The sequence below is a fragment of the Amycolatopsis sp. WAC 04197 genome (assembly GCF_003947475.1).
GTDB lineage: Bacteria > Actinomycetota > Actinomycetes > Mycobacteriales > Pseudonocardiaceae > Amycolatopsis > Amycolatopsis japonica.
The window spans coordinates 1-20,738 of sequence record NZ_QHJK01000017.1 but is presented as its reverse complement, the minus strand read 5'-3'; the positions used below and the strand labels follow the sequence as shown (position 1 = coordinate 20,738).

At 70.5% G+C, this 20,738-nt stretch carries 16 protein-coding genes; 7 read left to right on the top strand and 9 right to left on the bottom strand.

What is annotated here, in order from left to right; genetic code table 11:
• Positions 1 to 40: 40 nt before the first annotated feature.
• Positions 41 to 1,588 (bottom strand): S8 family serine peptidase, encoded by a 1,548-nt coding sequence (locus tag DMC64_RS41140; protein WP_125737922.1) that lies wholly within the window; start codon positions 1,586 to 1,588, stop codon positions 41 to 43.
• Positions 1,588 to 2,751, bottom strand: a complete 1,164-nt coding sequence (locus DMC64_RS41135) for a S8 family peptidase (RefSeq protein ID WP_037342369.1) — start codon at positions 2,749 to 2,751, stop codon at positions 1,588 to 1,590. Before DMC64_RS41135 ends, DMC64_RS41140 begins: the two co-directional genes overlap by 1 nt.
• A 270-nt stretch (positions 2,752 to 3,021) precedes the next feature.
• Between DMC64_RS41135 and DMC64_RS41130 the strand changes: the two genes are divergently transcribed.
• The 4 genes from DMC64_RS41130 to DMC64_RS41115 all read left to right on the top strand — a co-directional run bounded on the left by DMC64_RS41130 (position 3,022) and on the right by DMC64_RS41115 (position 10,449).
• Entirely contained in the window at positions 3,022 to 5,886 is a 2,865-nt protein-coding gene (locus DMC64_RS41130) for an AAA family ATPase (protein ID WP_125737921.1), read from the top strand.
• Positions 5,887 to 6,332: 446 nt separating this feature from the next.
• Complete coding sequence (locus DMC64_RS41125; protein ID WP_125737920.1) at positions 6,333 to 7,274, top strand: serine protein kinase RIO; 942 nt, start codon at positions 6,333 to 6,335, stop codon at positions 7,272 to 7,274.
• 345 nt (positions 7,275 to 7,619) lie between these two features.
• Entirely contained in the window at positions 7,620 to 9,119 is a 1,500-nt protein-coding gene (locus tag DMC64_RS41120; protein WP_125737919.1) for a DEAD/DEAH box helicase, read from the top strand.
• A 142-nt stretch (positions 9,120 to 9,261) separates the two neighbouring features.
• Positions 9,262 to 10,449: an 8-amino-7-oxononanoate synthase gene (locus tag DMC64_RS41115; protein ID WP_038509975.1), complete on the top strand. Its 1,188-nt coding sequence runs from the start codon at positions 9,262 to 9,264 to the stop codon at positions 10,447 to 10,449.
• Here the strand turns inward: DMC64_RS41115 and DMC64_RS41110 are convergent.
• Positions 10,415 to 10,897, bottom strand: coding sequence for a GNAT family N-acetyltransferase (locus tag DMC64_RS41110; RefSeq protein ID WP_037342365.1), 483 nt, complete (start codon positions 10,895 to 10,897; stop codon positions 10,415 to 10,417). The two genes, DMC64_RS41115 and DMC64_RS41110, sit on opposite strands and share 35 nt — an antisense overlap.
• A gap of 33 nt (positions 10,898 to 10,930) precedes the next feature.
• Positions 10,931 to 11,764 carry a trypsin-like serine protease gene (locus tag DMC64_RS41105; protein ID WP_125737918.1) on the bottom strand — a complete coding sequence of 278 codons (834 nt, stop codon included), beginning with the start codon at positions 11,762 to 11,764 and terminating at the stop codon, positions 10,931 to 10,933.
• A 346-nt stretch (positions 11,765 to 12,110) separates the two neighbouring features.
• Here DMC64_RS41105 and DMC64_RS41100 point away from each other — a divergent pair, with 346 nt between their 5' ends.
• Both DMC64_RS41100 and DMC64_RS41095 read left to right on the top strand, forming a co-directional pair.
• Positions 12,111 to 12,773 carry a M15 family metallopeptidase gene (locus DMC64_RS41100; RefSeq protein ID WP_125737917.1) on the top strand — a complete coding sequence of 221 codons (663 nt, stop codon included), beginning with the start codon at positions 12,111 to 12,113 and terminating at the stop codon, positions 12,771 to 12,773.
• A 76-nt stretch (positions 12,774 to 12,849) separates the two neighbouring features.
• Positions 12,850 to 14,244, top strand: coding sequence for a mycothione reductase (locus DMC64_RS41095; protein ID WP_125737916.1), 1,395 nt, complete (start codon positions 12,850 to 12,852; stop codon positions 14,242 to 14,244).
• 68 nt (positions 14,245 to 14,312) lie between these two features.
• Here DMC64_RS41095 and DMC64_RS41090 read toward each other — a convergent pair whose 3' ends face one another.
• Both DMC64_RS41090 and DMC64_RS41085 read right to left on the bottom strand, forming a co-directional pair.
• Positions 14,313 to 14,789, bottom strand: coding sequence for a hypothetical protein (locus tag DMC64_RS41090; protein WP_125737915.1), 477 nt, complete (start codon positions 14,787 to 14,789; stop codon positions 14,313 to 14,315).
• A 92-nt stretch (positions 14,790 to 14,881) separates the two neighbouring features.
• Positions 14,882 to 16,129 (bottom strand): MFS transporter, encoded by a 1,248-nt coding sequence (locus DMC64_RS41085; RefSeq protein ID WP_052120832.1) that lies wholly within the window; start codon positions 16,127 to 16,129, stop codon positions 14,882 to 14,884.
• A gap of 48 nt (positions 16,130 to 16,177) precedes the next feature.
• Between DMC64_RS41085 and DMC64_RS41080 the strand changes: the two genes are divergently transcribed.
• Entirely contained in the window at positions 16,178 to 16,867 is a 690-nt protein-coding gene (locus tag DMC64_RS41080; protein WP_125737914.1) for a FadR/GntR family transcriptional regulator, read from the top strand.
• 62 nt (positions 16,868 to 16,929) lie between these two features.
• Here the strand turns inward: DMC64_RS41080 and map are convergent, their stop codons facing one another.
• The 3 genes from map to DMC64_RS41065 are packed head-to-tail and all read right to left on the bottom strand — an operon-like array spanning position 16,930 to position 20,521.
• On the bottom strand, positions 16,930 to 17,787 hold the full coding sequence (gene map, locus DMC64_RS41075; RefSeq protein ID WP_125737913.1) for a type I methionyl aminopeptidase: 858 nt from the start codon (positions 17,785 to 17,787) through the stop codon (positions 16,930 to 16,932).
• A gap of 23 nt (positions 17,788 to 17,810) precedes the next feature.
• Positions 17,811 to 19,616 (bottom strand): penicillin-binding transpeptidase domain-containing protein, encoded by a 1,806-nt coding sequence (locus tag DMC64_RS41070; RefSeq protein WP_125737912.1) that lies wholly within the window; start codon positions 19,614 to 19,616, stop codon positions 17,811 to 17,813.
• Between the two features lie 50 nt (positions 19,617 to 19,666).
• Complete coding sequence (locus tag DMC64_RS41065) at positions 19,667 to 20,521, bottom strand: GNAT family N-acetyltransferase (RefSeq protein WP_037342357.1); 855 nt, start codon at positions 20,519 to 20,521, stop codon at positions 19,667 to 19,669.
• Positions 20,522 to 20,738 lie beyond the last annotated feature (217 nt).

Sequence of the window (20,738 nt, the reverse complement as noted above, 5' to 3'; positions counted from 1 at the left end):
GCGGCCATCGTGACCGCGGCGCACCGCCGTTCGCAAGGACTCAGAAGGTGATGGAGAAGCCTTCGATCGTCCCGCTGTCGAACCGGTAGACGTCACGGACCCGCAGTTTCCAGGTCCCGTTCGCCGGTTCGGACGAGGCGTTCACCGTGTACGACGTGTGCACGCCGCTCGCCTCGCCGATCCCTCCCGCCTGCTTGAGGCCGAACACCGCACCGCTCGGCCCGATCAGGTCAATCGCCAGGTCACCGGTGTAGGTGTGCGCGATGTCGACCTTGACCGGCAGCGTCGCCGACGCCTTGCCGTCGCAGCCTTCCTGCGTCACCGAACTGGTCACCGCGTCACCCGCGTCCGGAATGGACACCGGTGTCGTGTTGGATTTGGCCCCGCACGCCGGGGTGGGGCCACCGCCGCCGATGAACGACACGTTCAGCAGCTTGTTGACCGTGCCGGACGGCAGTCCCTTGAGCACGCCGTCGGAGGCGTTGTTCACCAGCGCGTCCCGCGTCTGCTGCGCGGTGGCACCGGAATTCGCGGCGAGGTACAGCGCCGCCGCCCCGGCCACGTGCGGTGTGGCCATCGACGTCCCGCTCATGTTCGCCGAACCACCGTTGGACGTGGACAGCGACGTGATGTTGCTGCCAGGGGCGAAGATGTCCACGCACGAACTGTGGTTGGAGAACGAGGACTTGTTGTCGCTGCTGTCCGAGGCGCCGACCGTGATCGCCTCGGGGATGCGGGCGGGGCTGACGTTGCAGGCGTTCTGGTTCTCGTTGCCCGCCGCCACCACGTAGACGAAGCCCGCCGCGATGGACTTCTTGATGACGTCGTCGCCGAGCCCGACCTGGTCCATCCGCAGGCTCAGGTTCGCCACCGCCGGTTTGGTGCCGTTCGAGGTCAGCCATTCGGCCGCGTCGACGATGGCGGAGTCCGGGCCGTTGCCCGAGCAGTCGTTGCCCAGCACCTTCAGCCCGACCAGCTTGACCTTCTTGGCCACGCCGTAGGTCTTGCTGCCGATGGTGCCCGCGGTGTGACTGCCGTGCCCGTTGCAGTCCTTCCCGTTGCCGCCCACGAAATCCTTGCCGATGGACGCGCGCCCCTCGTACTCCGGGTTCTCCGGGTTGATCCCGGTGTCGAGGTCGTACGCGGTGACGCCCTCGCCCGTGTTCGGGTAGGTGAAACTCTTGTCCAGCGGCAGGTTCTTCTGGTCGACGCGGTCGAGGCCCCAGGTCGGGTTGGCCTGCGTGCCGACGGCACGCGCGGTGCCGTCCTGGTAGACCGCCTTGACCGCGGGATCGGCCGCGAGCCGCCGGGCCTGCTGTTCGGACATGCCCTTGACGGAGAACCCGCGGAGCACGTTCTTGTACGCCGACCGGACCTCGCCGCCGTAGCGGCCGGTCAGCGCGGCCGAGGACTGCTCGACCGCCATGGTGCCGACGTCGTGGAGCACGACGATGTACTGGTCGCCGTAGTGCTGATTCGCCTGCACGACAACGCCTTCCGCCGGAGCGGCGAGGGCGTTGCCCGCGGCGAGCGCGGCCAGCGCGGTGGCCGCGAAGGCCACCACACCGGCGCGCACGCCGCGGCGCATCAGAGACCCGCCACGTTCAGCAGCTTGTTGGTCGAACCGGAGCCCGGGCTCGTCACGACGCCGTTGGTGGCGGCGTTCGCGAGACCGGAGGCCACGGCGGCGGGGGTCGCCGACGGGTTCGACGTCAGGTAGATCGCGGCCGCGCCGGCGACGTGCGGCGTCGCCATCGAGGTACCGCTCATCTGCTGCGTGCCGCCACCGTTGCGCAGGGAGGTGATGCTGGTGCCCGGCGCGAAGATGTCGGTGCAGCTGCCGTAGTTCGAGAACGAGGACCGGCGGTCGTCGCTCTGGGTGGCGTTGACGGTGATGGCCTCACGCACCCGGGCCGGGCTGGTGGAGCAGGCGTCGGTGTTGGAATTGCCGGAGGCCACGGTGTTCGTGATGCCCGCCGCGACCGCGCGGCGCACGGCGGAGTCCACCCCGGAGTCGGCCGGGCCACCGAGGCTCATCGTGAGCACCGACGGGCCCTTCGCGTTCTTCACCACCCAGTCGATCCCGGAGATGATCTGCGAGTACTGGCCGCTGCCCTGGCAGTTCAGCACGCGGACCGAGACGATCTTGGCGCCCTTGGCCACGCCGTAGGTGGCGCTGCCGACCGTGCCGGCGACGTGCGTGCCGTGTCCCTGGCAGTCGCGGGCGTCGCTGTCGTTGTCGATGAAGTCGTACCCGCTGGTCGCGCGGCCGCCGAATTCGGTCTGGCGGTAGTCGACCCCGGTGTCGAGGACGTAGACCGTCGCCCCGGAACCGGTGTTCGGGTAGGTGTACTTCTTGTCCAGCGGCAGGTTCTTCTGGTCGATCCGGTCCAGGCCCCAGGTCGGGTTGGTCTGGGTGCCGAGCAGATGCGCGACCGCGTCCTGCTGGACGAAGTCGACGTTCGGGTCGGCGGCGAGGCGTTTGGCCTGCGCCTCGGTCATCTTCGCCGAGAAGCCGTTCAGCGCGGCGGTGTAGGTCGCCTTCACCTGGCCGCCGTACTTGGCCGCGAGGCCCGCGTCGCCGCTCTTGAGCGAGACGATGTACCCGTCCGTGACGGCTCCCGGCACACCGGCACCGCGGATCTGTCCCTCGGCGGCCGTGGCCGGTCCGGCGAAGGCCACCGTGGCCGCCGCACAGGCCCCGGCCAGCACCGCACCCGCGATCCGGTGACGTCGAAGTTCTCCACGCATTTCCTGAGCTCCGTTCACTCGAACAGGTGATTCGCGCCGGCGGAGGTCCAGACCGGCGCCGTGACGTGCAGTCACGCTGGAATCACTTTCGGGTGGCGGGACCTGCGCGAACAAGCGAGGCAATGGTCCGTAGGACTACGTATCTAATGGCGAAACCCCCCGTCCCTACGAAAGTCGGATGACCGCCCGAGCGGGTTCCGTGATCATCGAAACCGCGCTTAAGCTGCGTTCACTCGAACGGTGTGGTTCGTGAAGCGGGGGTGACCCGGCATGGTGATCGGTGGCTGCCGACGCAGGACGAGTTCGCCGGTACTCGTCGGCCGTGAGGCGGAATTACGCGAGCTCCTCGACGGCGCGTTGCGCTCGCCGTCGGTGATCATGCTCGAAGGCGAAGCGGGGGTGGGCAAGACCCGGCTCGCCACCGAGCTGCTGGCCTGCGCCGAACTGGCCGGACGGCCGGTCCTCACCGCCACCTGCCAGCCGTTGCGGGAGCCTTTCCCGTACGGCGTGGTCTTCGACGCACTGAAGGACGTCCGGCCGGCGCGTGAGCTCAGCCCGGTGACCGGTGTCCTCGCGCCGTACCTGCCCGAGCTCGCGGCGTTCCTGCCTCAGCCGCCGCCGCGGCCGTCCGATCCGAGGACCGAACGTCACCAGCTCTTCCGCGCAGTCCGGGAACTGCTCGGCTCGCTGGGCCCGCACATCCTGCTCGTCGAAGACCTCCACTGGGCGGACGACGGTTCCCGCCGCCTGCTGCGGTTCCTGATGACCGAACCGCCCGCGGGCCTGACGCTCCTGCTCACGTACCGGCGCGAGGAGACTCCCGGCGGCATCCCGCTCGGCAGCGCCTACCGGCCCGCCCCCGGCACCGCCCACGCGCTCGTCACCCTCCGGCCGTTGGACCGCGATGGCGTCCAGTCCTTGGTTTCGGCGCTGCTCGGCGAAGCGAACGTCTCCGCCGAGTTCGCCGCACGGCTGCACGAGCGGACCGCTGGGATCCCGTTCGTGGTCGAGGAGATCGTGCACGCGATCGGCGGCGTCGAAGGCGCGGTGCACGCCGACGGCGCGACCGCGCGACGTCTGCTCGACACCGTCGAAGTCCCGGCGCTGCTGCGGGAAGCGACGGTCGAACGCCTCATGGCGCTGCCACCGGCCGCCCGGCGGATCACCGAGGCCGCCGCCGTCCTCGGCACACCGTCCACTTCGGACCTGCTGGCCGCCGCGGCCGCGCTCACCCCCGAACGGGCCCGCCGCGCGCTCGTCCTCGCGCTCGAACGCAACGTCCTCGTCGAGTCCGGCGAAGGCAGATACGGCTTCCGGCACGCGTTCGCCCGCCAGGCTGCGTACCTCACCATCCCCGGTCCCGACCGCCAGGAACTGCACCGGCGGGCCGCGCGCCTGCTGCGCGACCGCCTCCCGCAGTCCTTGGTGCGACTGGCAGAACACTGCCGGAAGGCGGGCGACCGGGCCGGTGCCCTGAAGTACGGCGAAGCCGCCGCGGATCAGGCGTCGACGGTCGGCGATCTCGCCACCGCGACCGATCTGCTCCGCACCCTGCTCGACGAACCGGGCCTTCAACCGTCCGATGTGGACAGACTCGCGGTCAAGTTCAGCTCGGTGGCGTGCAACGGACTCGCGCAGACCGAAGTCGTCCCGGCGCTGGAGCGGCTGCTCACCGACGGCAGGCTGTCCGGACGGCTGAGCGGCGAGGTCCGGCTGGGGCTCGGGCTCCTGCTGGTGCGCCAGGCGGGCGGGCTGGAGGCGGCGCGGACCGAGATCGAGATCGCCGTCAACGACCTCTCCGACCGGCCCGATCTGGCCGGCCGCGGGATGGGTGTCCTCGCCCAGCCGTGGGTCGGCGCGACGCCGCTGCGGGAGCACCGGCGCTGGATGGACCGGGTGGACGAGCTCATCGACCGGGCCACCGACCGGCGGCTGAAGATCATCCTGCTGGCCAACAACGCGGCGTCACGGCTGCACATCGGGGACACGCGCGGCTGGGACATGCTGGACCGGGCGCCCACCACCGTCGGTTCCGCCGACGAACAGCGGCATCTGGCGCGGCTGCACTGCAACAGCGCCGACGCCTGCGCCTGGACCGGCCACCACCGGCGGGCCAGGAGCCTGCTGCGCAGCGGGATGCAGCTCGCCGCCGACTGCGGTGCGCCGTACGTCGTCAGCACCGCCCGCGCGACGGCCGTCCACACCGACTGGCTCACCGGCAACTGGGACGGCCTCGCCGAACGGGCGGGCGCGCTGATCGACGAGTACCGCGACCTCCTGCCGGTGACCAGCGAACTGTGCCTGGTGCTGGGCCTGCTCGCCGCCGCCCGCGGCGAATGGGACGAGGCCGCCGCCCGGTTCGCCGGTACCGCGGCGGATCAGCCCGAGAACGCGTTCACCCCGGTCGCGATCGCCGCGCACGCCGGGATGTCGGGCATGCTGCTCGCGCAGGACCTCGGCGAGGCCGCCGTGACGCAGGCCGAGAAGGGGCTGGAACTCTTGCGCGCCAAGGGTGTCTGGGCCTGGGGCGCCGATCTGGCCATGGCCGCCGTCGACGCGTATTGCGCCACGGGGCGGGACGCCGAGGCGCAGGCGCTGACGGACGAATTCGAACGCGAGGTCGGCGACCTCGACGCACCGTCGACCCGGGCCGCGCTCGCCGCGAACCGCGGGCTCGTCGCGGCGTCCCGGGGCGACCACGCGGAGGCGATCGAGGCCTTCGAGCAGGCGCGGACCCGCTTCGAGGCGCTCCCCGCGCCCTATCACGCCGCGCTGGTCGCCGAACGGGCCGCGCGCTGCCGTCTGGCCCGCAACGAGGACGTCGCAGAGACGTTCGCGTCGCTAGCGGAGACTTTCGACCACCTCGGCGCGACGCGTGACGCCGCGCGTTGCCGCCACGCCTTCCGGTCCACCGGCGCCGTCGCCCCCTCGCGACGCGGCCGCCGTGGTTACGGCGACGAGCTGTCGCCACGGGAGCGCGACGTCGCCCGCCTGCTGGCCGCGGGGCACACCAACCGGGAGATCGCCGAGGTGCTGTTCCTGTCCCGGCGCACGGTGGAACAGCACGTCGCGAGCGTGCTGCGGAAGCTGAAGGTGCGGTCGCGGAGTGAGCTGGCGGGGCTGCGATCGGCCTAGCGCGTACCGAGGTCCGTGAAGGCCCCCTTCACTACCTTCAGGGTAGGTAAGGAGGCCTTCACGGACCTCGGAATCGCCACGCGTACCCCGGGCGCACCACCGGTCACAACGGCCGCGCGTGAAGGCCCCCTTCCCGCGGCTCAGCCGAAGAAACTCGCCCTTCACACCTTGCCAAGTACATGAAGGCCCCCTTCCTTGCGTCTAGCGCAAGGAAGGGGGCCTTCATGTACTTCACCGCACCGGGAATTAAATCGGTTGCGCACGGCCGTGGGGGTCGGGGATGATCGTCCGCGATCCGGCAGGGAGCCGGTGGATGCGACAGGGAGGTGCCTCGTGCTGATGACTGTCCGGGGCCTTGGCCGCCCCCATCCACTCGCCCCTCGCGGCTGAGCGCGGAGCCACGACGCTCGCCCGGTGGGGCATCCCTGATCTAGGAGAACCCACCAGTGCGCAAGCACGATCTCGAAGAGTCTTACGAACAACGTCCTCGCCGCACCCGTCGTGCCCGTTTCGACGACGAACCCGAACCCACCCGAGGCGGACGGCTCACCGAAGCCGAACGCGTCCGCCTCGCCCGGTTGCGGGAGGACGCCTACACCGAGACCGCCATCCCCGACGGCGCCGACCGCTGGAGCACCTGGGGAGAAGCGGAGCAAGGACCGCTGCCGCGCCCGGACTGGGTGATCACCGAACTGGCGGCGGTCGACACCGAGCTCGGCATCCTCAAAACCGGCAAGGAAGCGGACGTCCATCTCGTCCGGCGCAACCTGCCCGGCACCGACGGCACCGTGCTCGCCGCCAAGCGGTACCGCAGCGGCGAGCACCGGCTGTTCCATCGTGACGCCGGCTACCTCGAAGGCAGGCGGATGCGGCGTTCGCGGGAGATGCGGGCGATGGAGTCGCGCAGCAGCTTCGGCCGCAACCTCATCGCCGAACAGTGGGCCGTGGCCGAGTTCGGCGCGCTGAGCAGGCTCTGGTCGGTCGGCGCGCCCGTGCCGTACCCGGTGCAGCGCGACGGCACCGAACTGCTGCTGGAATTCCTCGGCGAGGGCGAGACGGCCGCGCCGCGGCTGGCGCAGGTCCGGCCGGAGCCCGACCAGTTGCGGGAACTGTGGTTCCAGACCTCGGCGATGCTGGAACTGCTGGCGTCGCAGGGGCTCGCGCACGGTGACCTCTCGGCGTACAACCTGCTCGTGCACCGCGAACGGATCATGGTGATCGACCTCCCCCAGGTGGTCGACATCGTGGCCAATCCCGGCGGGCTGGAGTTCCTCGCGCGGGACGTGCGGAACATCGCGACGTGGTTCCACTCGCGGGGATTGCCGGAGCGGCTCACGGCGGTGCCGGAGCTGATCGAGGAGCTGCAGGAGATCGCGGGCCTCCGCTGACCGTCCACAGTGTCTCGAAGGGGTCTTTCCCGGCACGATCACGCCGGGAAAGACCCCGCTGTGGAGACCCTGCCCACAATCCCTCCCTCCAGTTGGGAGGCCGGATAACGGTCCGGTACAGTAGTGACAGACCGCAACCGGCGGCGTGGATGAGTTGGTGTCCGTCGCCTCCAAAGCCAACCGAATGGCTCGCGGTATCCGTATCAATCCATTGGCGCGCGGTGTCACGCAGACGCGGTGTGCCGGGTTCGTCCCTGTGAACGCCCATCTGTGCACACCATCTTGCCCTGCCTGCGTGCGGGCAGCCCGGGCCTCCTTGCGACGTGCCACGTCCGAGAGGCATTTGTGACAGTCACGTTCAACTCCGGCCACGTCTCACCGTCGGCGCGTCAGCACCGCAAGCCGCGCACCCGCCCCGCGGGTGACGCGATGCTGCGCGAAGACGCCGTCGAGACGGTCAAGGCGAAGACCTGGGCGGAACTCGGCCTTCCCGACCCGCTGCTGCGGGCGCTGGCCGACGCCGGTATCACCTCCCCGTTCCCGATCCAGTCGGCGACCATCCCCGACGCGCTCGCCGGTCGCGACGTGCTCGGCCGCGCCCAGACCGGTTCCGGCAAGACCCTGGCCTTCGGCCTCGCGATGCTGACCCGGCTCAACGGCGGCCGCGCCCGGCCGAAGCACCCCCGCGCGCTGATCCTGGTCCCGACCCGCGAGCTGGCCATGCAGGTCGCCGACTCGCTGACCCCGCTGGCCAAGGCCCTCGGCCTGTGGTGCCGCACCGCCGTCGGCGGCATGGCCTTCACCCGCCAGGCCGACGCGCTTTCCCGCGGCGTCGACCTGCTGATCGCCACCCCCGGCCGGCTGTCGGACCACGTCCGCCAGGGCACCGCGTCGCTGTCCGACGTCAACTTCGTCGCGCTCGACGAGGCCGACCAGATGGCCGACATGGGCTTCATGCCGCAGGTCCGCGAGATCCTCGACCTGACCCCGGCCCGCGGCCAGCGCCTGCTGTTCTCGGCCACCCTCGACGGCGACGTCGACCGGCTGGTCCGCGCGTACCTGACCGACCCGGTCACGCACTCGGTCGCCCCGTCGACCGCGAGCGTCACCACCATGGACCACCACGTGTTCCAGGTGTCGCACCAGGACAAGCAGGACATCATCACCGAGATCGGCGCCCGTGAGGGCCGCACGATCATGTTCGTCCGCACCAAGCACCACGTGGACCGCCTGACCGAGCGCCTGCGCGAGAAGGGCGTCCACGCGGCCGCCCTGCACGGCGGCAAGACCCAGGGCCAGCGCAACCGCGTCCTCGCGGACTTCAAGGAGGGCTACGCGCCCGTCCTCGTCGCCACGGACGTCGCCGCGCGCGGTATCCACGTCGACGACATCTCGCTGGTGCTGCACGTCGACCCGGCCGCCGACCACAAGGACTACCTGCACCGCGCCGGCCGCACCGCGCGCGCCGGGGCGTCCGGTGTCGTGGTCACGCTGGTCACCCACGACCAGCGCCGCATGGTGCGCCGGATGACCGACCGCGCCGGCGTCCGCGCCGAGCAGACCACGATCCGCCCGGGTGACGCCGAGCTCGCCCGTATCACCGGTGCGCGGCAGCCCAGCGGCGAGCCGGTCGTCGAGCGCCGTCGTGAGTCCCCGCGTCGCGGCGGTGGCCGCGGCTACGGTGGCGGCGACCGCGGCTACCAGGGTTCGCGCGAGGGTCACGGTCACCGCGAAGGCGGCCGTCCCGGTGGCTTCCGCGGCCGTCCGCGTCGTGGCGAGGGCGGTGGCGGCAACGGCCGTCCGCAGCGTCCGGGCGGACGCCCGCGTCGCAGCTACGACAGCTGAAGTGACTGAAGCCGGTTCCTCCGGCGGCTAGTGCCATGAAAGGTCCTTTCCTTGCAAAATTTGCGAGGAAAGGACCTTTCCTTGCGTTCGGAGTGGGGACCACCACGTCCATCGGGAAACGGCGGATGGGAGACTGCGGGACGTGACTTCTCCCGGCCCCGCCTCCCAGAACCTCCCGCCCGACCAGGTCTTCGACTGGCTCGACGTGGAGGCGGAGAAGCGGGCCGAGGCCGGGCTGGTGCGCAAGCTGCGCATCCGGCAGGCGCAGGAGCCGGAGCTGGACCTCGCCGGAAACGACTACCTCGGGCTCGCCAGGGACAAGCGTGTCGCCGGCGCGGCGGCCGCGGCCGCGTTGCGCTGGGGCGCCGGGGCCACCGGCTCCCGTCTCGTCTCCGGCACCACCGAGGTCCACGCCGAACTCGAGCACGAACTCGCCCGCTTCTGCGGCACGCAGGCCGCGCTGGTCTTCTCGTCCGGGTTCACCGCGAACCTCGGCGCCGTCACGGCCCTGTCCGGCGCGGATTCCGCGATCGTCACGGACAAGTACATCCACGCCTCGCTGATCGAGGGCTGCCGCCTGTCCCGGTCGGACATCGCCGCCGTCGCGCACAGCGACCCGAACGCCTTCAAGCACGCGCTGGCGACCCGCCGCAAACCGCGCGCGCTCGTCGTCACCGATTCCGTGTTCTCCGTCGACGGTGACATCGCCCCCTTGGAGCAACTCGCCGGTGTCTGCCGGGAGCACGGCGCGTCGCTGCTCGTCGACGACGCGCACGGCTTCGGCGTCCTCGGCGAGGGCGGCCGCGGCGCCGTCCACGCGGCCGGGCTCTCCGGCGCGCCGGACGTCGTCACCACGATCACGCTGTCGAAATCCCTTGGGGCGCAAGGCGGAGCGGTGCTCGGGCCGCGTCGCGTGATCAAACATCTCGTGGACACCGCGCGCAGTTTCATCTTCGACACCGGGCTCGCGCCCGCCAGTGCCGCCGCCGCGCTGGCCGCCCTCACCGCGCTGAAGGCCGAGCCGGAGCTGGCCACCAAGGTGACCGAAGCCGCGGGAAACCTTGCGATGCAACTGAAATCGGCGGGTTTCCGGGTCGGTCTCCCGGACGCCGCGGTGATCTCGGTGCAGGCACCGTCGCCGGAGGCGGCCGTCGCGTGGGCGGCCGCCTGCGCGGATCAGGGCGTGCGCGTCGGCTGCTTCCGGCCGCCGTCCGTGCCCGACGGCATCTCCCGCCTGCGCCTGACCGCGCGGGCCGACCTCACCGAGGCCGACGTGGACCGCGCGGTCGGGGTGATCACGGCCGCGGCGCCTCCCGGCGCCACATCGTGAGGTGCGGGATCCCGTCCTCCATGAACTCCTCGCCCTCCACCACGAAGCCGTACTTGGCGTAGAACTTCGTCGCGTACGTCTGCGCGTCGAGGACGCACGGCGCGTCCCCGATCCCCGCGAGGGCGGTCTCCATCAGCCGTCCCGCGAGCCCCTTGCCGCGTGAGCGGACGGCCGTGCACACCCGGCCGATGCGGAAGGTGCCGCCGGCGTCCTGCAGCACCCGCAGGTACGAGTCGACGGCGACGGAACCGCCGATCCAGAGGTGCCGCGTGCCGGGCAGGAGGTCGCGTCCGTCGATCTCGTGATAGGCGCAGTCCTGCTCGACGACGAACACGTCCACGCGCAGGCGGAGGATGCCGTGCAGCTGCGCGGCGGTGATCTCGTCACCGGCGACGGACAGCGGGAACGACGAGGTCTCGATGATCGGGGTGTCGGTGCTCACGCCCACTTGTTAGCACATCGGGCGTGAAGAAGGCACCGATCAGCCGATCAGGCCCCGGTTCTTCTGCTGGGAGATCTCGTTCGCGAAGTGGGAGACGCGGGTGTACACGCCGGGTTTGCCCGCCTTCGCGCAGCCTTCGCCGAACGACACGATGCCGATCAGCGTGTCGCCCACCATGAGCGGTCCGCCCGAATCGCCCTGGCAGGCGTCGACGCCGCCCTCGTCGTAGCCGGCGCACACCATGTCGCTCGGGTCGTAGCCCGAGTACGCGGTGCGGCAGGTCTTGTCGCTGACCACGGGGACGACCGCGCTGCGCAGGTAGTCCGACCGCGCGCCGCCGTCGGCGACCCGGCCCCAGCCGAGGACCGTCGCCTTCGTGCCTTCCTGGTACAGGTCGGCGTTGCCGTTGTCCGCGACCTTCGCGGGCCGGTACGGCAGCTGGCCGCTGACCGTCATCACCGCGATGTCGTCGCCCTTGCCGGGATCGCCGCTGTAGTCGGGGCTGACCCAGATCTTCGAGACCCGCAGCTCGACGCCGTCGCGCGAACGTTTGTCCTCGCGCCCCGCGACCACGCGGACGTCGGCGCGTTTGACCGCGACCGCGCAGTGCGCCGCCGTCGCGACCGTCGTGGAGCTGACGATCACCGCTCCGCAGTACTGGTTGCCGCCGCGATCGGCCAAGTAGACCGCGTACGGGTATTGCGAAACCGAAGCCTTGCCACCGCCCACGATCCGCGGCTGGGCGGCCTGATCGGGGCCACTCACCGCGCTGTCGTCCGCGGACGCGCTGTTGACCGCGACCGGCACCATCACCGCCGTCGCGAGGACCGCTCCGACCGCGAGCAGCAGCGTGCGACGTGACTTCTTGGGCATGTTCTGTCCCTTCACCGGGGCGTACGTACGGTCAAACCCTGGGAAGTCATTCGACTCCAGCGCGTACACGAGCGATCGCGAATACCCTAATCGGAGAAAGCCCGATGCGGTGTCACTGAAACGGGTGGAACTGTGCTCACCGAACGCATCTGTCACCCTGGACGTCGTGCGGGCTACGGCGACGGTTCTGGCGGCAACGGCCCTTCTGCTCTCCTCGTGTGCGAGCCCCGCGCCGCCCAGCCCAGTTCCCGGCCCTCCCCCGGAAACCTCTTCAGCGGCAACGACTCCGGCCACATCGGCCCCACCGCCCGCGCCGGTCTGGCAGGTCGGCGCGAAGCCGCTTCCCTTGCGCCGTGACGGTTTCGGGCAGATCCTCCCGACTCCTCCGGTACTGGCGAACCGTTCCCTGCCGACCGCCGATCTGTTGCCTCCGCCTGCCGGGAACCGGTTCGCGGGCACGGTGAATCCCGTTCCCGCAGGGGTTCTCGCGCGCAGCACCTGGCAGCCCGCCTGCCCGGTCAAGGCAGGCGAACTTCGCTATCTCACGTTGTCGTTCTGGGGTTTCGACGGCCGCGCGCACACCGGGGAAATGCTCGTGAACGCGTCGGTGGCGAACGCCGTCGTCACCGTGTTCGGGCGGTTGTTCGCCGCGAAATTCCCGATCGAGGAAATGCGCGTCACCGCCCCCGCCGAACTCACCGCTCCCCCGACGGGTGACGGGAACAACACCACCGCCTTCGTCTGCCGTCCGGCTCGCGGCCTGACGAACTGGTCGGCGCACGCCTATGGGCTCGCGATCGACGTCGACCCGTTCTGCAACCCGTACACCAAGGGCGACCTCGTCCTGCCCGAACTCGCGTCGGCGTACGTCGATCGGGGAAACCGGCGGCCGGGGATGATCACCGCCGGCGATCCGACGGTGGCCGCCTTCGCCGCGATCGGCTGGACGTGGGGCGGCTCCTGGACGACGCCGACGGACCGGATGCACTTCAGCTCCACCGGCCGCTGAACCGGGAACAACCGGCCGCCGTGACAAGTTGGCTAGAGTCGGAACCATCCCCGCTCCCGCCGCAAAGGAAGACAGCGTGCCCCACTACGACCTGGTGATCGTCGGTACCGGATCGGGCAACTCGATCCTCGACCCGCGTTTCGCGGACTGGAACACGGCGATCGTGGAGAAGGGCACGTTCGGCGGCACCTGCCTGAACGTGGGCTGCATCCCGACGAAGATGTTCGTGCACGCCGCCAACGTCGCGGCCACCCCCGCCACGTCGTCGAAGTTCGGCGTCGACGAGGAGCTGACCGGTGTCCGCTGGCGCGACGTGCGCGACCGGATCTTCGGCCGGATCGACCCGATCGCCGAGGGCGGCCGGGAGTACCGCGTTCAGCACGAGGACAACAAGAACGTCACCGTGTACGAGGGCGAAGGCCGCTTCACCGGGCACAAGGAACTTCGGGTCAGCTACTCCGACGGCCGCCCCGCCGAGACGATCACCGCCGACAAGTTCGTGCTCGCCGCCGGCGGGCGGCCGGTGATCCCGGACGTCCCCGGCCTCGCCGAGACCGGCTACCACACCTCCGACACGGTGATGCGGCTCGACGAGCTGCCGTCGAGCATCGTGATCCTCGGCGGCGGGTACATCGCGGCCGAGTTCGCGCACGTCTTCGCCTCGTTCGGGGCGGACGTGACCGTGGTCAACCGCTCCGGCGCGCTGCTGCGGTCCGAGGACGACGACGTCAGCGCCCGGTTCACCGAGCTGGCCGCGCAGCGGTTCGACGTCCGGCTCGACCGCAAGACCGTCCGCGCGCGCAAGACCGCGTCGGGTGTCGCCTTGGACCTCGAAGGCCCGGAGGGCGCCGAAACCGTCGAGGCCGACGTGCTGCTGGTCGCGACCGGCCGCACGCCGAACTCCGACCTCCTGGACGTCGCCGTCACCGGCGTGACCACGGGCGAGCGCGGGCACGTCGTGGTCGACGAGTACCAGCAGACCGTGGTCGACGGGATCTACGCGCTCGGCGACATCTCGTCGGTCTTCGAGCTGAAGCACGTCGCCAACCACGAGCAGCGCGTGGTGCAGCACAACCTGCTGCACCCGGACGAGCGGATCGAAGCCGACCACCGGTTCGTCCCGCACGCGGTGTTCACCTCGCCGCAGGTCGCCTCCGTCGGGCTGACCGAACGCGAGGCGCGCGAGCGTGGCGTGTCGTACGTGACGTCGCATCAGGACTACGCCGGCATCGCGTACGGCTGGGCGATGGAGGACACGACCGGCTTCGCGAAACTGCTCGCCGACCCGGCCACCGGGCAGCTGCTGGGCGCGCACATCATCGGCCCGCAGGCGTCTTCGGTGATCCAGCCGCTGATCCAGGCGATGAGCTTCGGGCTGGACGCGAAGAGCATGGCGCGCGGGCAGTACTGGATCCACCCGGCGATGCCGGAACTGGTCGAGAACGCGCTGCTGAACCTGCCCCTGGACTGACCCCCGACCGCATTTGGTCCTCTGAATGCGCCTTACCCCGGGCGCGTTCAGAGGACTAAATGCGCCGGTCAGACGACGCGGTCGCAGGCGCGGGCCCCGTTCCGCGCCGCCAGCTCGCCGACGGCGTTGCCCGTGGTGTCCGAGACGGCCATCAGGGCGGGCGAGCGGGCCCCCTCCCCCGAGAACCGCTCACCCGCCTCGACGTACCGGCGGATCGCCGCCAAGAACTCCTCCCGCGCCGATGCCGCCCCTCCTGGCACCGTGCGGACCCTCGTCGCCCCCTTGAGGACGTCCTTGGCGTCGTCCACCTTCACCGCGACGTAGTGCTGCCACTTGCGCAGCTCCGTCGCGGCCTCCCCCTCCGGATCCGGCCAGTAGCGCTGGATCTCGGCGCCACTGTCCTTCCACACCTGCACGCACACCCGGTCGACGGCGCGGTAGAACTCGTGCGGCGAGAGCACCGCGGGCGCCTGCTCCGGCACCACGGCGACGCACACCGCGGCGAAACACGCCAGAGCCGAGCCGTACGCCAGTCCCTCCACCACGCCGACCCCCAGGACCGAGTTTTTTGAACAGGTTCAACTCGCTCAGGCTATGGCTCCGCCCCGGGACGGGTCAAGAAGTTTTTTGAACGCGTTCAGACGAAGCGGCGACGACCGGCGAAGGCACCGAAGGTCATCTGGGCGGCGAAGACCGCGAGCATCATGATCCAGGGGACGGTCCAGCCGTGGGTGAGGTCGTGAAGCAGCCCGAAGAGGAACGGCCCGACGGCCGCCATCAGGTAGCCGATGCCCTGCGCCATCCCCGACAGCCGCGCGGTGTCCTCGCCGGTGCGCGCCCGCAGCGCGATCACCGTCAGTGCGAGCGAGAAGACGCTCATCCCGAGCCCGATGAGGAGGCACCAGAGCAGCGGCGAGGCGGCGGGCGCGACCATCATGCCGACCATGCCGACGAAGCCGGGAACGCCCAGTCCGACGATCCACGGGCTCTGGCTCTTGTGCCGGGCGGCCATCGGCGCCACCACGAGACTGATCGGGACGGCGATGAGCGAGATCAACCCGAGCAGCAGCCCGGAATCACCCTTGCTCACCCCCGCGTCGATCATCACTTCCGGCAGCCAGCCCATCACGACGTAGGCCAAAAAGGCCTGAGTGCCGAAGAAAAGCGTGACCATCCACGCAAGGGGGCTACGCAGGAGCGATCGCCCGCTACCCTGCTTGCCTGCCTCGGCAACGGGCGCACGTCCCGCACCGCGGGCTGCGAGAATCCAGACGAGGAGTGCGAGCACCGCCAGTACCGACCAGGCGCCGAGACCTTGGCGCCAGCCGCCGAACGCGTTCTCCAAGGGAGGGGTGAGCGCGGACCCCAGGGCGCCCCCGCCCTGCAGAGCGGCGGTGTACACGCCGGTCATCATGCCGACACGTGCCGGGAAGGAGTCCTTGATGACGACCGGGATCAGTACGTTCGCCAAGGCGATTCCCGCCGTGGCGACCAGGGTTCCCCCGAGCACGACGTACGGTCCGTCGATCACGCGCAGCACCAGGCCGACGGCCAGCACCGAAAGCGCGGACGCGATGGCCGCGCCGATGCCGAACCGGCGGGCCAGTAGCGGCGCGGCGAGTCCGGCGGCGGCGAAACAGAGGCCAGGAAGCGTGGTGAGCACGCCGGCCCAGGTCGCCGTGGCGCCGAGGTCGTCGCGCATTTCGCCGAGCATGGGGCCGATACTGGTGATCGCGGGCCGCAGATTGAGGGCCACCAGGATCACCGCGACACCGAGCAGAACGCCGCCGGTGATCACTCCCGGCCGCCACTCCGTTTCGATCGAGCCTTCGAGTTCAAGGCTTTCGTCGAACGGGGCCACGGATTCTCGAGAGTCGACACGCACGTCGGCTAGTATCACATACATAGGATGATTGGATGAAGGGACAACGCTGTGCCATTGGCCACCACGCGCCGTGCCGGCCTGGTCGATCAGGTCATCGAGCAGCTGCGTGACGCCGTCACGCAGGGAGAATGGCCCATCGGTCAGCGGATTCCGACGGAACCCGAGCTGGCCGGGCAACTCGGCGTCGGGCGCAACACCGTCCGCGAGGCCGTTCGCGCGCTCGCGCACACGGGGCTGCTCGAGGTCCGCCAGGGCGACGGAACCTACGTGCGGGCGACGAGCGAGGTCTCGGGCGCCATCCGGCGGCTCTGCGGTTCCGAACTGCGCGAGGTGCTGCAGGTGCGGCGCATCCTCGAGGTCGAGGGGGCCCGGCTCGCGGCCGTGTCGCGGACCGAGGAGGAGGTCGTCGAGCTGCGGTCCCTGCTCGAACGCCGCAACGCCGAGCTGCGCGACGGCCATTGGGAGGACTTCGCCCGCCTCGACGCGGAATTCCACTTCGCCGTCGTCCAAAGTGGACATAACACCCTGTTGACCGAGATGTACCGCGGGCTCACCGAGGTGATCACGGCCAGCGTGGCCGCCACGTCGAACGTGACGCCGGGGCGCGAGTATCTGCCGGAGATAGGGCATGAAGGCCTCGCCGAGGCCATCGCCGACCGCGACGCCGACCGGGCCGCCACCGAGGCGTGCGGTTTCCTGGACGAACTCCTGGCCAGGGTGGAGCAGGACGACGCCTGACCCTGAAGTACATGAAGGCCCCCTTCCTTGCGCCTGGCGCAAGGAAGGGGGCCTTCATGTACTTACGGCAGCGTGAGGATCTCCGCGCCGTCCTCGGTCACCACAAGGGTGTGCTCGAACTGGGCCGTCCACTTCTTGTCCTTGGTGGTGACGGTCCAGTCGTCGGCCCAGATGTCGTAGTCGATTGTGCCGAGGGTGATCATCGGCTCGATCGTGAAGGTCATGCCCTGCTCGATCACCGTCTCGACGGACGGCTCCTCGTAGTGCAGGACGGTCGGCGCGGTGTGGAACGCCGGCCCGACCCCGTGGCCGGTGAAGTCCCGCACGACCCCGTAGCCGAACCGCTTCGCGTAGGACTCGATGACGCGGCCGATGACGTTGAGCTGCCTGCCGGGGCGGACGGCCTTGATGGCGCGCATGGTCGCCTCGCGTGTGCGCTCGACCAGCAGCCGTGCCTCCTCCGAGACGTCGCCCGCCAGGAAGGTCGCGTTGGTGTCGCCGTGGACGCCGCCGATGAACGCGGTGACGTCGATGTTGCAGATGTCGCCGTCCTCGATCACCGTCGAATCCGGGATGCCGTGGCAGATCACCTCGTTGAGCGAGGTGCAGCACGACTTCGGGAACGCGCGGTAGCCGAGCGTCGACGGGTACGCGTGGTTGTCCAGCAGGAACTCGTGGATCACCTTGTCGATGTCGTCGGTGGTCGCACCGGGCTTGACGGCCTTGCCGCCCTCCTCCAGCGCCTGCGCCGCGATCCGGCCCGCGACCCGCATCGCCTCGATCACCTCGGGCGTGCGGACCCCGTTGCCCGTGTCGCGTTTCGGCGCCGGCCGGTCGACGTACTCGGGACGGGCGATGCCGGCGGGGACGACTCGCCTCGGCGTCTGGACGCCGGGCTTCAAGGGGGAGCGAACGGACATGGGCCCAGCCTACGACCTGGCGGCTAGCCGAGCCCCGTCAGGAAGCGCTGCGCGGCCTCGACCGCGGGCCTGGACGTCCCCGCGTCGGTCGTCAACACCGCGAAGGCCAGGTCCCCGGTGTAGCCGACGAACCAGCCGTGCGCATGCGTTCCGTCGCCGAACTGCGCCGTCCCGGTCTTGCCCCGGACGTCCGGCAAGGGCTTGAGCAGTGTCGCCGTGCCGTCGGTGACTACCTCGCGCATCATCCCGCGCAGCGCGTCGAGCACCTCCGGCTTGATCGGTTTGCCGAGCCCGGACGACGTGGTGGTCATCCCCCGCACCAGCGTCGGCACCGGGACCTTCCCCGACTGGACCGTCGCGGTGGCGACCGCCAGCCCGAACGGGCTCGCCACGACGGTCCCCTGGCCGAACCCGTTCTCCGCCCGCTGCGCGACGGTGTTCGCCGGCGGCGACGAACCGGTGATCGTCGTCAGGCCGGGGATCACGAAGTCGGCGCCGACGCCGAGGTCGCGCGCGGCGTCGGTCAGCGCGGCGGGGGGCAGATCGGTCGAGAGCTTCGCGAACGTCGTGTTGCAGGACTTGGCGAACGCCGTGGAGAGCGGGACGACGCCGAGGGCGAACTTGCCCTCGTTCGGCACCGTCCGGTTCTCGAAGGTGGCCGTGCCGGGGCAGTCCACCGGGCTGTCCGCCCGCACCGAGCCCGCGGACAGCGCCGCGACGGCGGTGGCCATCTTGAACGTGGAGCCCGGCGGGAAGCGGCCGGTGAGCGCGATCGCGCCCTGCGGATCGGCCGGGGCGTTCTGCGCCACCGCCAGCAGTTCGCCGGTCGACGGCTGGATCGCCACCAGCGCGGCCGCCGTCGGGACCGGGGCGAGCGCCCGCTCCGCCGAACCCTGCGCCTTCACGCTGAGCGTGCTGACGACCGCGGGGGCCGGTTTGGGGTGTTCGGAGTGCAGGTCGACGATCTCGCCGCCGCCCGTGTCGAGGGTGACGACGCGCCAGCCCGCCGAGCCCTCCACCTGATCCTCGACGAGCGTCCTGACCGCGGGCAGCACCTGCTTGCCGAAGTTCTTGTCGTCCGGGAGCAGCCTTTCCTGCTGGCTGAACCGGACCCCGGGCAGGTCGTAGATCTCGGGTTTCACCTCTTGGTAGCTGTTCGCCCGCAGGCTCACCACCGGATAGCCGGAGCCGGGTTTGAGCGTCTTCACACCGTCGCGGATCGACTGACCGGTCACCGACGGCTCGAACCGGTTGAGCGCCGCGCCGAGTTTGTCGGTGACGGCCACCAGGTCGCCCGCCTTCGCCGGGTCGAGCACGACGCTGACGACGGTCTGCGGGCGCAGCAACGGTGTCCCGTCGCGGTCCAGCACCGGCGCGAGAGCAGGCGGATCCGCCTTCAGCGCGATGCTCTGCTGCGCGGCCAGCTGCGGATGAAGGACGGTCGGCAGCCAGCGCACCTTCCAGCCGTCCTGGGTGGAATGGAGCTGCGCGTCGGCCTTGTACGTCCAGACCCGGCCGCGCGGGAGGTTCCAGGTGAGCCGGTAGGTCGCCGTCGCGTTGTCCGCGCCGGACGAGTGCCGGACCTCGTCGGCCGCGACCTTGATCGACTCGGGGGAAAGCGCCTTCCGCGTCATCTCCACCGAAGACCGCGCGGCGTCCGGCGAATCGGTGAAGAAGGCCGCGGCGGCGACGTCACCGGAGGCGAGCCCGTCGAGGAAACCCGTGATCGCGTCCTCCGGCCCGGAATCGGCGAAGAGCCCGCACCCGGCGGCCGAGAGGCCCACCACCCCCGCGAGCACGACGACGGCGACACGACGACCTGCTTGCATGCCCCGGATCCTGCCAGTCCGGGCACTGTCCACCCTGGCGCAACGCCGATCTAGAACAGAACCGTCGCGTACTGCCCGACCTGCTGGAAGCCGATCTTGCGGTAGGCGGCGAGCGCGGGGCTGTTGTAGGCGTTGACGTACAGGCTGGCCGTGCGGCCCATCCCGCGGACGAGCCTGGTCACCACGGACGCCGTCCCGGCGGTGCCGAGACCGCCGCCGCGGCGTTCCGGATGCACCCAGACCCCCTGGATCTGGCCGACCGTGGAGGACATCGCGCCGATCTCGGCCTTGAAGACGACCTCGCCGTCTTCGAAGCGCGCGAACGCGCGGCCGCCGGCGATCAGCTCCGCGACGCGGGCGCGATACCCGGCGCCACCGTCACCGGTGCGGGGGTCGACACCGACCTCCTCGACGAACATGGCGATCGCGGCCGGGAGATAGCGGTCGAGTTCCTCCGGGCGCACCGCGCGGACCAGCGGATCGGCGGCGACGGACGGAATCCCGTCGAGCGCCATCAGCGGCTGATCGTGCCGGACTTCCCTGGCGGGGCCCCATTCCGGCTCGAGTTCGTCCCACAGCCCCAGTACCTGCTCGGCCGGGCCGACGAGCGACGAGCAGCTCCGCTGACGGCGCAGGGCGCGATCGGCGAAGGAACGCAGAGCGGAGGCGTTGCCGCGCAACGGGATCAGATTCGGCCCGGAGAAGCACAGGCCTTGGAGCCTGCCCGCGCGCACCGGACGGGAATCCGCGGCCCAGAGCTCACCACCGAGCCGCCAGGGGTCGAGACCCGCGGTCTCCACCCTGGCACTGACCATGCAGCTGCCGACCGGGTCTGTGGCGAGCGCGGCACGGACCGCGGGATAGTCCCGATCATCGAGCAGCCGTGCTCCTGCAAGCCGCAACACCACTCCAGGGTGCCAGATGAGCGGCGTAAACGGAACGCGAGCTTCACGACACGCTGAGAGAACTTCGGCAGGTCGGGGCCGCCAAGTGCCAGGAACGGTCCTTTCCTCGCAAATTTTGCGAGGAAAGGACCGTTCCTGGCGTGGTCTCGACCAGTCAGCCGACGGTGACGGTGGGCTCTCCCTCACCGATCGTCTGGCCCGACTCCTCGGCGATCCG

Coding starts and splice junctions, on each gene's coding strand:
- DMC64_RS41105 (WP_125737918.1), bottom strand. CDS start 11,764: ATGCCCAAGAAGTCACGTCGCACGCTGCTGCTCGCGGTCGGAGCGGTC.
- DMC64_RS41130 (WP_125737921.1), top strand. CDS start 3,022: ATGGTGATCGGTGGCTGCCGACGCAGGACGAGTTCGCCGGTACTCGTC.
- DMC64_RS41140 (WP_125737922.1), bottom strand. CDS start 1,588: ATGCGCCGCGGCGTGCGCGCCGGTGTGGTGGCCTTCGCGGCCACCGCG.
- DMC64_RS41070 (WP_125737912.1), bottom strand. CDS start 19,616: ATGCAAGCAGGTCGTCGTGTCGCCGTCGTCGTGCTCGCGGGGGTGGTG.
- map (WP_125737913.1), bottom strand. CDS start 17,787: ATGTCCGTTCGCTCCCCCTTGAAGCCCGGCGTCCAGACGCCGAGGCGA.
- DMC64_RS41135 (WP_037342369.1), bottom strand. CDS start 2,751: ATGCGTGGAGAACTTCGACGTCACCGGATCGCGGGTGCGGTGCTGGCC.